At 67.7% G+C, this 13242-nt stretch carries 8 protein-coding genes, 1 tRNA gene and 1 pseudogene; 7 read left to right on the top strand and 3 right to left on the bottom strand.

The window, feature by feature from the left end; translation table 11 throughout:
* The 7 genes and pseudogenes from Q0C41_RS09560 to Q0C41_RS31395 all read left to right on the top strand — a co-directional run.
* Complete coding sequence (locus tag Q0C41_RS09560) at nt 1-3075, top strand: CusA/CzcA family heavy metal efflux RND transporter (RefSeq protein ID WP_291983208.1); 3075 nt, start codon at nt 1-3, stop codon at nt 3073-3075.
* A complete protein-coding gene (locus Q0C41_RS09555; RefSeq protein WP_291983206.1) occupies nt 3072-3425 on the top strand; it encodes a DUF190 domain-containing protein in 354 nt (117 codons plus the stop codon). The genes Q0C41_RS09560 and Q0C41_RS09555 overlap by 4 nt, the downstream gene beginning before the upstream one ends.
* Nucleotides 3426-4615: 1190 nt before the next feature.
* On the top strand, nt 4616-5878 hold the full coding sequence (locus Q0C41_RS09550; RefSeq protein ID WP_291983204.1) for a TolC family protein: 1263 nt from the start codon (nt 4616-4618) through the stop codon (nt 5876-5878).
* Nucleotides 5875-7152 carry an efflux RND transporter periplasmic adaptor subunit gene (locus tag Q0C41_RS09545; protein WP_291983203.1) on the top strand — a complete coding sequence of 426 codons (1278 nt, stop codon included), beginning with the start codon at nt 5875-5877 and terminating at the stop codon, nt 7150-7152. Before Q0C41_RS09550 ends, Q0C41_RS09545 begins: the two co-directional genes overlap by 4 nt.
* 5 nt (nt 7153-7157) lie before the next feature.
* Nucleotides 7158-10634: an efflux RND transporter permease subunit gene (locus Q0C41_RS09540; RefSeq protein ID WP_291983201.1), complete on the top strand. Its 3477-nt coding sequence runs from the start codon at nt 7158-7160 to the stop codon at nt 10632-10634.
* On the top strand, nt 10631-10903 hold the full coding sequence (locus tag Q0C41_RS09535; protein ID WP_291983199.1) for a hypothetical protein: 273 nt from the start codon (nt 10631-10633) through the stop codon (nt 10901-10903). Before Q0C41_RS09540 ends, Q0C41_RS09535 begins: the two co-directional genes overlap by 4 nt.
* Nucleotides 10825-11235: pseudogene (locus Q0C41_RS31395) on the top strand (cation-translocating P-type ATPase C-terminal domain-containing protein); the annotation flags it as partial. The gene Q0C41_RS09535 and the pseudogene Q0C41_RS31395, both read left to right, overlap by 79 nt.
* Before the next feature lie 207 nt (nt 11236-11442).
* Here the strand turns inward: Q0C41_RS31395 and Q0C41_RS09530 are convergent.
* From Q0C41_RS09530 to Q0C41_RS09520, 3 genes are all read right to left on the bottom strand, one after another.
* Nucleotides 11443-12711 carry a putative sulfate exporter family transporter gene (locus Q0C41_RS09530; RefSeq protein ID WP_291983197.1) on the bottom strand — a complete coding sequence of 423 codons (1269 nt, stop codon included), beginning with the start codon at nt 12709-12711 and terminating at the stop codon, nt 11443-11445.
* A gap of 30 nt (nt 12712-12741) precedes the next feature.
* Nucleotides 12742-12816: transfer RNA gene (locus Q0C41_RS09525), tRNA-Cys, on the bottom strand.
* 12 nt (nt 12817-12828) lie between these two features.
* Nucleotides 12829-13242, bottom strand: a 414-nt coding sequence (locus tag Q0C41_RS09520) for a protein-disulfide reductase DsbD domain-containing protein (RefSeq protein ID WP_291983195.1), incomplete at its 5' end; no start/stop codon positions are given.

The following is a 13242-nucleotide window of genomic DNA, read 5'->3' as shown; positions in this document are numbered from 1 at the left end:
GTGATTGCCCTTCTTCTGCGCGCCGCTCTGCACCAGCGGTTCGTCACGCTGCTGGTGGCCGTCCTCGTGGTGGCCCTGGGGATTTACTCCCTCGAACAGCTGAAGGTCGAGGCGTACCCCGACATCTCCGACACCCAGGTCGTCGTCATCACCCTGCTGCCGGGCCACGCCGCCGAAGAGATGGAGCAGGAGGTCACCGTCCCGGTCGAGCGGGCGCTGAACAGCGTGCCCAACGTGATCGCCAGGCGCTCCCGTACGATCTTCGGCTTGTCGGTGGTCGAGCTGACGTTCGCCTACGGCACGGACGACTACTTCGCCCGCCAGGTGGTGCTCGAGAAACTGCGAGAGGCGTCACTGCCCGACGGAGCCGAGACTTCACTCGGTCCGCTCTCAACGCCTATCGGCGAGCTCTTTCGGTATACGTTGCGTGGACCGGCCTCGATGGGCGAGCGGCAACTGCGCGAGATCCAGGACTGGGTGATCACGCCGCGCCTGCTCCAGGTGCCCGGCGTCGCCGATGTCGCGCCATTTGGCGGCCTCGTCAAGCAATACCAGGTCGACATCGATCCGACCGCGCTCGAGAAGTACGACCTGACGGTCGCGGCGATTGCCCATGCGATTGGCGCCAACAATCGCAATGGCGGCGGCGCCATGCTCGACAACCGGCAGCAGGCGCTCGCCGTTCGCGGCGTCGGTCTCTTGAGGACGACAGCCGACCTCGAGCAGGTCGTGCTGACCTCGGTCCGCGGCGTTCCGGTGCTGGTGCGCGACGTCGGAACCGTGCACCTGGGAGCCGCGCTGCAGACCGGCATCCTCGGTGTCAACGACCAACCGGGCGGCGTCGAAGGCATCGTCTTGATGCGGCGCGGCGAGAATCCCAGCGAGGTGCTCGCGGGCGTGAGCGCCACCGTCGAGGCGCTGAATCGCACCGGGTTTCCACCGGGCGTGCAGATCGTCCCCATCTACGACCGCCGCGACCTGGTGAGCAACACCCTGCGCACGGTCTCACGCACGCTCATCGAGGGGCTCCTCATCGTTCTGGCCGTGCTGTTCGTTTTCCTCGGCAGTGTGCGAGGGGCGCTGCTGGCAGCGGTGACGATTCCATTCTCGCTGCTGTTCGCCTTCATCTGCATGTATTGGGCAGGTATCCCCGCCAATCTGCTGAGCCTCGGCGCCCTGGACTTCGGCATCATCGTCGATGGCACCCTGGTGATGGTCGAGTACATCGTGGCGTCGTTGAGTCGACCCGCGCGTGAAGGCGACAGCATTGTCGAGCGCGTCCGCGACGCCGCGTTGCAGGTGCAGCGACCGATCTTCTTCTCGCTGGTGATCCTGATCTCGGCCTACCTGCCGCTGTTCACGCTCGAACGCGTCGAACGACGCCTGTTCACGCCGATGGCGTTCACCGTCTGTGCGGCGTTGCTCGGATCGTTGCTCTTCACGTTGACGGTGATCCCGGTCCTGTCCACCTATCTGTTCAAGCACCAGGCACACGCGAGCCACGGCGAGCGCCTGGACTGGCTGTATCGTCCCTATCGTCGGCTGCTGGCTCGGACGATGCCACGCGCCGGGCTGGTGGTCGGGGCCGCCGCCGTGATTGTGCTGGTGACGATGGCACTGGCGCGAGGACTTGGCAGCGAATTCCTGCCGCAGCTTGACGAAGGGGTGATCTGGATTCGCGCCAACCTGCCGCCCGGCGTCTCGCTGAGCAAGTCGGCGGAGATTGCCACGCAGATGCGCGCCCTCATTCGGCAGTCGCCAGAGGTGAAGACGGTCGCGTCGCAGACCGGGCGCAACGATTCCGGGACCGACCCGTTCGGCCCCAATCGCAACGAGTTGCTGCTCACCTTGCAGCCCTATGACGAATGGGGACGCGGCCGAAACAAGGCAGTGCTCGTGGACGAGCTCTCGACGCGTCTTCGGCGGGAAATCCCTGGGATCACGTTGAACTTCACGCAGCCGATCATTGACACTGTGACCGAGTCGGTGACGGGATCCTCGGCCGACCTCGCGGTCATCCTTTCGGGCCCGGATCTCAACGAACTGCGCGACCTGGCCGCTCGCAGCCTCGCGGTCGTCCGCCAGGTGCCGGGCGCGGTTGACACGGCGATTGAACAGGAAGCGGACCAGCCGCAGCTGCGGATCGGCGTCGACCGTCAGCAACTGGCGCGCTATGGCGTCAACGTCGACGACATCCAGGAACTGATCGAACTGGGGCTCGGCGGCCGGACCGTCAGCACGCTGTTCGAAGGTGAACGCCGCTTCGACATCGTCGTCCGCTACGCAGCGGAAGCCAGGACCGACATCGACGACCTGTCGCGACTGCTGGTCCACACGGCAGACGGTGGGCGCATCCCGCTCGGGACGCTTGCCGAGATCAAGGTCGCCAATGGCGCAAGCATCATTGCGCGGCGCGAGAACCAGCGGCAGATGACCGTGCGCACCAACATCCGCGGGCGCGACCAGGGGGGCTTCGTCACCGACGCCCGGCGGCGCTTCGAGGACGCGATTGCCTTGCCCGACGGCTACAAGGTCGAGTGGGGCGGGCAGTTCGAGAATCTCGACCGGGCGCGACGCCGGCTGACCGTCATCATGCCGGTGACGGTCGGGCTGATCTTTGCCTTGCTCTTCCTGGCGTTCGACTCCACGACCTACGCATTCCTGGTCCTGATGAACGTGCCGTTGTCGCTGGTGGGCGGCATCATCGCGCTCTGGCTGCGCGGCATCAACCTCAGTGTCTCGGCGGCCGTCGGCTTCATCTCGCTGTTCGGCGTCGCGGTGATGAGCGGCGTCCTCGTCGTCGCCGAGATCACCCGGCGGCGGCAGGTTGGCGAGGAGACGCTGGAAGAGGATATTGTCGAAGGCGCCATCGCGACGACGCGGCCGGTGCTGATGATGATTGTGGCGGCGCTGCTGGGGATGATTCCAGCGGCTCGGGCGATTGGGATCGGCTCGGACGTGCAGCGTCCACTGGCGACGGTGGTCGTCGGCGGCCTGGCCTCGACGCTTCTGTTGACGCTGATTGTGTTGCCGAACCTGTACTACCTGGTCTATCGACGAAGGCGGTCCGAGTGATCAACGCACCCGTGAAGCAGTTGCTGATCCTGATCGATCGGCACGAAACCTGGCATGAACGTCCGTTGTCCGAGGCGATTGTGGCGGCTCTGCAGAAGCAGGGTGTGGCGGGCGCCTCGGCCTTCGAAGGGATGATGGGCTTTGGTTGGCACGGGCAGTTTCACCGCCAGGGCTTCTTTGGCGTCGCTGCCGAGAAGCCGATCGCCATCATCGCGATCGATGCTGAACCGACGCTGCGCGCGGCCGTCGAGGTGCTCAGGCCGATGGTGCGTGAGGGGCTGATTGTCCTGTCGGATGTGGAAGTGCTGCACCAGGGACCGAGCCGCAGCGGTCGCGACGGCACCGCGTAAGGTCTGACGCGAATCCCGCGTTCAAAGGACATGCACCTGAGCCCGGCCCGCCACGCTTCGTCAACTGACGGACCGTGCGCCAATCGCGCCTCGTCTGGCGGGCAATGGCGGGCAATGCGCGACGGCAATGCTGGCACCCATGGCAACTACGGCAACGTGATGTCTGTAAGTTACAGAATCCAAAGGAGGTGATCGGGTCCGAATCCCACCCTCTCCGCCAAACACACCTCCGGCGTGACGGCTCCCGCCGCTCACTCACAAAGACGCCCCACGGGTCGGATTTCTTGCGCCCCTTGGGTTGCCCCGACCGAAGCTTCCCGCCGCCGCCCAACCCATCGGCTTGGCGGAACGCCAGGCCGAGGCGCGACTCCAATGGCAAGGACGTCACCCTCGTGCGCATGGCGTGGCGAACAGATCTGGCGCTATCTCATCTGGATTGCGGAGCTGCACGAACGACGCTCGTGCAGCTGACTGTGAACCAGCCGAGCCTCCGCGTCTGGCGATTGCCGCGCGGAGGCGGTGCGGGATTTTTCGGGGCGACGAGCAATAGGCCGTCAGCTTCCAGACGTTCGAGGCGAATGGCGCCGATAAGGTCCGGAACTGCCCGCAGATCCGCGGCCTATCTGACTGGCGCCGTTCTTGCTCCACACTATTCGGAAGCTGAACGTGTTTCGCGCAACCATCCTGACCGTCGTGTTGCTATTCGCCGCTGGGCCGAGCGCCTCGTTGTTCTGCAAGGCGTGGTGCGATCCCCAGGCAGCGGCAGAGAACGGCTGCCACCGGGACACCAATGGGGACCGCGCGAGCGTGAGCAGCGACCATTCCTGTGACGACTCGCTTCAGGGGCCCGCTGGTCTCATGAAGGAAGACCTCCACCGCGCGCCAACGCCTGGCGGTAGCGCCGTCTTCTCGAACACGTGGTTCCAGCTCGTTCCGACCGCGACGCACCTCGTGCCGACCTGGACCCGGGGACGGCCACCGTTCGACCTGAATCGACCGCAGACAACACCGCTCCGCATCTGATCTCCTCTTGGCCGCACGCAGTCTGTTCGTCCGACTGCGTTTCGCGGCCCTCGGCTGCTTCCGAACAACTTGGGCCTTGGTTCGACGTGACGCACGGTCACGTGCTGACCCTTGGCTGGCCGTAGTTCGGTGACGTGGGGTCACCAGAGGAATCCGTGGAGTACATCATGGCGTGCCGTCTCACTGGTCACACTGCCTTTGCGTTGGCCATCGCGATCGTGGGGTGGCCGTCCCTCGGGGTCGCGCAAACACAGGTCGTGTTGCCGTCGCCCCTTCGACTCGTCGACGTCGTGCGCATCGCCGGCGAACGGCGGGCGGAGATTGACGCCGCGCGGGCGAGGACTCGGGCCGCGGAGCAGCGGCCGGCCATCGTCTCGGCGCTCCAGGATCCAATGGTGTCGCCGTCCTTGGACCACCTGCCCTTCATGTGGGGCGGGGCCGACGTCAGCGTCACGCTCGAACAGCAGATCCCCCTCTCGGGCATCCGCGGCCATCGGCGCGCCTCCGCGTTGGCGGACGTCGACCGACTGCGTGCCGAGGCTGGCCGGGCCGGTCTGGACGTCGGACTGCAGGCCGCGACCGCGTTCCTGATGCTCCAGGAGCGGCAACGGACGCAGGCGCTGCTCTCGGAGCAGGTCGCGTTCGCACGCGGCGTCGTCGCGGCGGCGAATGCGCGGTATGCCTCCGGCACGGCGCCGCAATCCGATGTGTTGCGTGCCGAAGTGGAAGTCGCCCGTCTCGAGGCGCAGGCCCGTTCCCTTTTGAGCGAGGTGCGCGGCGCCGAAAGCATGCTGGCCACAAGCCTTGGCCTCGACGCCGACACGCCCCTGCCGCCGCTGCAGGCGGTCGTCGTGCCGCAGCCGCCACCCCCCTGGCCGGCCCTTCGTGCTGCGCTCATCGAGCGCCCGGAACTCACGGCCGTCCGTGCGGAGATCACACGGGCCGAGGCCGACGTGCAGGTCATGCGGGACATGTATCGCCCGATGGCGACGATTCGCACCGGCCCCTCCTACACGATGACCGACGGCAAGGGCTGGATGGCCATGGTCGGGCTCAGCCTCCCGATCTGGCGCGGCAAGCTGCGGGCGGGCGTGGCAGAGGCCCAAGCCATGCGCGCCATGTCTGACGCTGAGCTGCGGGCGATGACGCGCATGTTCGAGGGCGAGGCCGCGACCGCGACGAGTCAAGTCCAGGCATGGCGTGACCGACAGGACGCCTTGAATACGAACGTCCTGCCACGCGCGCGGATGGCGATTGGCCCCGCCATCGCCGGGTACACCACAGGTCAGCTGCCGTTGGTCAGCGTCATCGAGGCCGTGCAGGCCCTCTGGATCGTGCAAGCGGACGTGATTGTGGCCGACGTCGAGCTCGGCCTGGCCTGGGTGCGGTTAGGCCGCGCCATCGGTTCGTACGAGGAGGTACTGCGATGACCCGTCGCTCTGGTGTTCGTGGGGCCCTGGCCCCGGTCGTGGCGTCGATCGTCACCGCGGCCGTCCTCGTGGGCGCGCTGTGGGTGCAGCGCCAGCGCCACGGCTGGCCATTCTCGAGTGCGCCCCAGCAGGCCCTGGCGGCTCCGACGTCTGCGGCAGCCGCTGGGGACATGGCCGGCATGGACATGAGTGGTGAGATTGCCGAGAACCCACCGTCCCGCGTGGCCATCGAGGTCGCGCCCGAGACGCTGCAGACACTGGGCATGCAGACTCAAGAGGTCAGGCGCGAGGCACTCACCGACACGATTCAGGCCGTCGCGACCGTGGCGCCCGATGAGTCCCGCATTTCGCACGTGCATACCCGCGTGGCCGGATGGGTCGAACAACTGGACGTCAACACCACGGGTGAATCCGTGCGCGCCGGACAACCCCTGGCGCGTGTGTTCTCGCAGGAGTTGCTGTCGTCGCAGACCGAATATCTGGCCGCGCGGCAGGCCGTAGTCGCTTCGGGCATTTCGAGCGCCGTCATCGCGAGCGGCCGTACTCGTCTGAGTGTGCTGGGCATGGCACCCGAAGAGATTGCGGCGATCGAGGCGTCGGGCGAGCCGAAGCGCCTCATCACGGTCGTAGCCCCCCGAAGCGGCGTCGTGATCACGCGTGGCGTTACCGTGGGCACGGCCATCGACCCGTCGACGCCCTTGCTGACCATCGCGGATCTGTCGTCCGTGTGGGTTCTGGCCGAGGTGCCGGAGGCCAGCATCCCATCGGTGCGGTCCGGCACGAACGCAACGCTCGACTTTCCCGCATCCGGCCGCCCGCCGTTCATCTCTCGCGTGAGTTTCCTCTATCCGACACTTACCGATCGGACCCGCACACTGCGCGTGCGGTTCAGTGTCGCCAACACGCGGGGCACGCTACGCCCGGGCTTGTATGGCACGGCGGCCTTCACAGTGGCCGGAACCCCGGCGATCACCGTGCCGCGAGATGCCGTCGTGGACACGGGACGTCAGCAGCACGTCTTCGTCGCGGTTGGAGACCGTTTCGAGCCTCGCCCCGTGACGCTGGGCCTCCAACTGGCGGACCGTGTCGAGGTGCGGACCGGCCTGAACGACGGCGACCGCGTCGTGACGGCCGGCGTGTTCCTGCTCGATTCGGAGAGCCGGCTGCGAGCCACGGGTGGCATGGGTGGGCATGCCCACGGCAGTACGCCGGCGCGGGAGGCGACGCCTGCCACGCCGCCGAGCGTCGACCCGCATGCCGGGCACAAGGAGTAGCCGCCATGGTCGAACGTCTCATCGAGCTGTCGGCTAAGCACAAGTGGGTCGTCTTCGGCGTCGTGCTCGTGCTGGCCCTGTGGGCGGCCGACTCCGTCCGCAAGACGCCGCTCGATGCGCTGCCCGACATCTCCGATCCGCAGGTGATTGTGTACACCGAGTGGATGGGGCGAAGTCCGGACCTGGTCGAGGACCAGATCACTTATCCGCTGGTGCGCACGCTGCAGAGCACGCCTGGTGTCGTGACGGTGCGCGGATACTCGATGTTCGGCATGAGCTTCACCTACGCCCTGTTTGGTGAAGGCGCCGACATCTACTGGGCCCGCACACGCGTGTTGGAGCAGCTCGGGCGAGTCCAGCAGTCGCTGCCGCCCGGCGTGACGCCGACCCTGGGGCCCGACGCCAGCGGCGTCGGGTGGATCTATCAGTACGCCCTGAAGGACACGACGGGCCGTCTGGATCTCGCCGAGCTTCGGACCTTGCAGGACTTCACGATTCGGCCGGCGTTGCAGGCGGTCGGCGGCGTGGCGGAAGTGGCGTCCCTCGGGGGGTTCCAGCGCCAGTACCAGATCGTCGTCGACCCCGACAAGCTCGTCGGGTTCGGCGTGACGCTCAGCGACATCACCCGCTCGGTGCGCGACGCCAACGCTGAAGTCGGCGCCCGTGTCCTCGAACTGGCTGGCCGGGAGTACGTCTTGCGGGGCCGCGGCTACGTCAAAGAGCTGGCCGACCTCGAAAGCAGCGTGGTCGCGGTCGGCCGGGGTGGAACTCCGGTCCGCCTTCGCGACGTCGCACGCGTGCACTACGGTCCCGATATCCGCCGCGGAGCCGCCGATCTGAACGGCACCGGGGAGACGGTGGGCGGGATCGTGGTCATGCGGATCGGCTCGAACGCGCTCGATGTGATCCGCGCCCTTCAGGCGCAGATCGCCACGCTCCGGCTGCCCGACGGCGTCCGCCTGATTCCCACCTACGACCGATCGGAGCTCATCGTCGGGTCGGTGAACACGCTGACCAACACGCTGATGCAGCAGGCGGTCATCGTCACGATCATCTGCCTGGTCTTCCTGTTCCACCTCCGCTCCGCCCTGATCGTGATGATTGTCCTGCCGATGTCGGTGCTGATGTCGTTCATCGCCATCCGCTTCCTCGGCCTGACGTCCAACATCATGTCGCTCGGCGGCATCGCCATCGCGGTCGGCGAACTGGCGGACGCGGTGATCGTGCTCATCGAGAACGCCCACGTACGCCTCGCCGCGGCGCCCGCGGGCAGCGACCGCAAGCGCGTCATCGTGGACGCGTGCAAAGAAGTAGGCCGGCCGATCTTCTTCTCGCTGCTGCTCATCACCATCAGCTTCCTGCCGATCTTTACCCTGGCCGGACAAGCGGGGCGGCTCTTCATGCCGCTCGCCTACACCAAGACGTTCGCGATGTTCGCGGCGGCGATCCTGTCGATCACGCTGGCGCCGCCGCTGATGGTACTGCTGCTGCGGGGCCGGTTCCGCACCGAGGCGACCAACCCGGTCAGCCGCCTGCTGAGCGCGGTCTATCGACCGGTGGCGACGCTCGTCGTGCGGGCGCGTGTGGTGGTGGTACTGGCCGCAGTGGCGCTGATGGTGGCCACCGTACCGGTGTTCCAGCGGCTGGGCTCCGAGTTCATGCCGCCGCTCGACGAGGGATCACTGCTCGTCATGCCGACGACCTTCCCCGGCATCGCGATCGAAGAGGCGCGCCGGGCGCTGGTCGCGCAGGACCAGATCATCATGCGGTTCCCGGAAGTGCAGTCGGTGCACGGGAAAGCGGGCCGAGCCGAGACGGCCACCGATCCAGCCCAGCTCGACATGATCGAGTCGGTGGTCATGCTGAAGCCACGAGGGCAGTGGCCGACCAGCTACACCCCCCGCTGGCACAGCGACTACGCACCAGACTGGCTCAAGCAGGCATTCCTCCGCCGCATCTGGCCTGAGCAGGAGCCCCGCACGCTGGCGCAGCTGTCTCGCGACCTCGATAGTGCGCTGCGGATGCCCGGCTACCAGATGGCGATCTCGCCGCCGATCCGGACCCGCATCGACATGCTGACCACTGGGGTCCGCACGCCCGTGGGCGTGAAGGTGTTCGGCGAGAACCTGGACGAGATCGAGCGCATCAGCGTCCACCTGGAGGGCCTGCTGCGTCAGGTCGCGGGCACGCCGAGCACGTTCGCCGAGCGCCAGACGGGGCGTGAGTACGTCGATATCGTGCCTGACCGGGCCGCCATCGCTCGCTACGGGCTCACCGTGCGCGATGTGCAGGACGTGGTGGAGGCGGCCATCGGGGGTATGCCCGTGTCGACCGCGATCGCCGGCCGCGCGCGCTTCTCGATCAACCTCCGCGTCGCCGCGGATCAGCGGTCCGACCCGGAAGCGGTGCGGGCGCTGCTCGTGCAGGTGCCGTCTACTGGCGCTCTCGCTGACGTGTCTGGCACCAACACCGGGGCAGGGGCCAGCGGGGCGGGCGCCGGACTGGTGGGCCTGACGGCGGCCAGTGGCGGCGGCATGGGCGGGATGGGCGGCGGCGCGCGGCCGCCCATGGCTCCTGGCGGCATGGCGTCGGGCGTATCGCAGCCCTTGATGGGCGGCACTGCGACGTCGGACCCCGACTTCCTCGAGCAGTGGCGCCAACCCGCCGCGTCCGTCCCGCTCGGACAGCTCGCCGACGTGCGTGTGACGACGGGGCCGCCGATGATCAAGGACGAGAACGGCGTGCTCGTCGGCTACGTCTTCGCCGACATCGACCAGACCCAGCGCGATCTCGGCGGTTGGGTCGACGATGCGAAGGCCGTCGTCGCGGCGCAGCTGACGCTGCCGGCCGGCTACCAGCTGCAGTGGACCGGCCAGTACGAGTTCCTGGCGGAGATGGAAGCCCGTCTCCGCTATGTCATCCCGCTGACGCTTATCCTGGTGGTCATCCTGCTTTGCCTCTCGATGCAGGGGTGGCCGCAGACCTTCCTCGTGCTGTCCAGCCTGCCCTTCGCCGTCGCCGGCAGTGTCTGGCTGCTTTCGTACATGCACTACAACCTGTCCACCGCGGTCTGGGTGGGCCTCATCGCCGTCGCCGGTGTCGCAGCGGAGACTGGCATCGTCATGGTGGTGTATCTCGATGAGGCGTTCGCGCGGCACATGCGGGAGGGGCGTATCCGCATACCGGCCGACGTGGACGCGGCCGTCATCGAAGGCGCGTCGGCACGTGTCCGACCGCTGCTCATGACGGTCGCGACGACGGTGCTCGGGTTGCTGCCCCTGCTCTGGGAATCGGGCGTTGGCGCCGATGTCTCAGCTCGGACGGCCGCCCCGGTGGTTGGTGGCCTCTGGTCGTGCATGGTGCTCACCCTGCTCGTGCTGCCGGCCGGATACACGATGTGGCGCCGAGGGCAGGTCCGCCGGGCGATGCCAGCCGCGCCGTTGGCCGCAACCGCGCCGATGGATGAGGAGGTGTCGTCATGACGCGGCTGCAGATCGCTGACCTGACGTCTGGCGTAGGTGCGGTGGTGCTGGGACTGGGGCTCGGGGCGCTCTGGTCTGAGTGGCTGAAGCCCGCGGCTGGGCTCATTCCGGCCGTCGGCCTGGTGATGCACGGCTTCGGCATGTGGGACAAGCACCGCCGCGAACCGGACGCGACCACCCGAGACAGCCGGTGGACGTTGGCGATGTATTGGGGCTGCTGGCTGCTCTTGGCCGGAGTCGTGGGGCTTCTGGTGTTTCGCATCGCCTGAGGGAGCACGAACATGCCTTCGATGACTGCACCGAAGGCCCGCGTCCTCCGCGACGGCGGCAGCGTCATGGTGGCGGCAACCCCCCAGAAGACGACATGCTCCAGCGCCCGCCGCGGCATCCCGACGAGCCGATGCTGGGACCGGAGCAATGGGTTTTCATCGTGAGCACGGGCGTGTTGCAGGCCGTGGCCACGCTGAGCGTCTTCGCCTGGCCGCTCAACGGTCGAGACCTCGTGGAGGCGCGTAACCTCGCCCTCTCCGTGCTCGTCTTCGGTGAGCTGTTCCGAGCCTTTGCCGCACGCAGTACGACTCGCCTTTTTGGGGAAGTAGGCGCGTTCACCAATGTGCGGCTGAGGGAATCAGGTCGGCTGGTATGTCGCAAAGCGGCACGAAGGCCTCGGGCCATTCCTCGATGGGGGCAAGCAAAGGAGCCCACCGGATCGAGCCGAGCGGGCCGCGGCGGTAACGCGCCTGAGGTGTCGCCCTGCCCGAAAGACCGGCAGGGACCGCTGATCACCACCTGCTGGCGGCGTCTGCCGTTAGACCGGCGGCACGCCGCCGAAGATCAGAAAGGCCAGCAGCAGCGTCCAGAGCAGGTTGAAGGCCTGGGCCAGCAGGAAGGCAGTGAGTGGACGCCCTTCGCCGAACGACAGCAGATCGGTGAGCCGCGTTTCGAGGCCAATTGAGACGAACGCCAGCGCGAACCACAGGGTGCGCACCGACCCGATGGCCGCCTTCGTCGCGTTCACGGAGGACGCCGGGAGCACGAACGAGAAGAGGAGGGACGCCACGAGGAAGCCGAGCACGAACTTGGGAAAGCGCTCCCAGATGACGGCGCCCGACATTGCGCCAGTTCCGGTGCTGCCCCCGGCACGCATCGTCCACCACGCAGAGATCACGAGGGCGGCAACACCGATGAGCACGTTCTGCGACAGTTTCACGATGGTGGCGATCTTCACCGTTGCCTCGCTCACGAGCGCGCCGGCCGCAACGACCGAGCCCGTCGTATCGAGCGTGCCGCCCATCCACGCCCCGGCGACAACGTCGGGGATGCCGGTCAGCTTCACGATCCATGGCAGCAGCACGATCATCGGCAGCGCGACGATCAAGACGACCGAGGTGACGTAGCTCAGCTTCCGACGGTCGCCCTGGATGGCGCCGCAGGCCGCGATGGCCGCCGAGACACCGCAGATCGACACGGCCGAGGCGAGCATCACCGCCAGTTCGTCATCGACCCTCAATCGGCGTGCCAGCCAGAATGCCACGTACCACACGACGATCACGACGCCGAGTCCCTGCAGCAGGCCGAGGAAGCCGGCTTGCAGCACCTCCGCGAAGAGCACCGTGGCGCCCATCACCACGAGGCCGGTCTTGATGAAGTACTCGGTGCGCGCCGCCGCGCTCAGCCACGCCGGTGTGCCCACTGTGTGTCCGACCAGCAGGCCCGAGATCAGCGCGAAGACCACGTACTCGAGCCCCCACGCCGCCATGGCGCTGTTGGCCGCGAGCACCATCGACAGCCACGCGAGGCCGAACACCACGGCGAAGCCGGCCGTGTAGCGGGCCACCGAGCCGCGCTGCATCGCCACACCGGCGGCCGAGAGCGCCCACGCCGCGGCGCCCACGAGTGTCCAGGTGCCTATCGTGGACGGCACGAACGGCGCGCTCCAGGCGATGCCGCCGCCCCAGCGCAAAGATGGCAGCGCCGGCGGCGCCACCACGGCGATCAGCGCCAGCGTCGTCGCGCCCAGCCAGACCGCCAGCCAGTCTTCACGTGCCCACCATGCCGGATCCGCCGTTGGCGTCATCGTCAGCTCTCCTCGTCGGGCCGTCAGGAATGGAGGTGCGGGAGGGGATCGAACCCTCGCATAGCGGATTTGCAGTCCGCCGCGTTGCCACTTCGCCACCGCACCATGTGTCGCCGGCTATCGCACGGCGATTCGCCACACCGCCGACGCCCTGGCCGGCGGGAAACACGTGCGGTCATCGCACGCCTGATACCGGAGCACCACCGGCACCTCGATCGACACCGCAGCCACGGACGCGTCGACCGTCGCGTCGACCTCGACGTCGAACACCGGGCCGAGCGCCAGCAGCGGCGTGTCGCGGCCGGCCTGGGCGAACGGTGTTGGCGTCGGGTACTTCAACCCACCCAACCTGACGCCCACCGGCGCCGTGATCGTCGCGACGGTGGGAATCAGCAAGGGGTCGTCGGGTTCGTGCGCCTGGACGTGGATGCCCTCGGGCAGCGTGACGCGCAGCACCAGCCGGGCCGTCGATCCGGCCGCGATGGTCAGCGGCGCTGGCCGGGGATCGAGTTGCGCCACCGGCCGGCGCGG

The organism is Luteitalea sp., assembly GCF_022842525.1.
Taxonomy (GTDB): Bacteria; Acidobacteriota; Vicinamibacteria; order Vicinamibacterales; family Vicinamibacteraceae; genus Luteitalea.
Note: the sequence above shows the minus strand (reverse complement) of the source record. Positions and strands in the feature narration are given on the sequence as shown.

Coding starts and splice junctions, on each gene's coding strand:
- Q0C41_RS09550 (WP_291983204.1), top strand. CDS start 4,616: ATGGCGTGCCGTCTCACTGGTCACACTGCCTTTGCGTTGGCCATCGCG.
- Q0C41_RS09545 (WP_291983203.1), top strand. CDS start 5,875: ATGACCCGTCGCTCTGGTGTTCGTGGGGCCCTGGCCCCGGTCGTGGCG.
- Q0C41_RS09535 (WP_291983199.1), top strand. CDS start 10,631: ATGACGCGGCTGCAGATCGCTGACCTGACGTCTGGCGTAGGTGCGGTG.
- Q0C41_RS09530 (WP_291983197.1), bottom strand. CDS start 12,711: ATGACGCCAACGGCGGATCCGGCATGGTGGGCACGTGAAGACTGGCTG.
- Q0C41_RS09540 (WP_291983201.1), top strand. CDS start 7,158: ATGGTCGAACGTCTCATCGAGCTGTCGGCTAAGCACAAGTGGGTCGTC.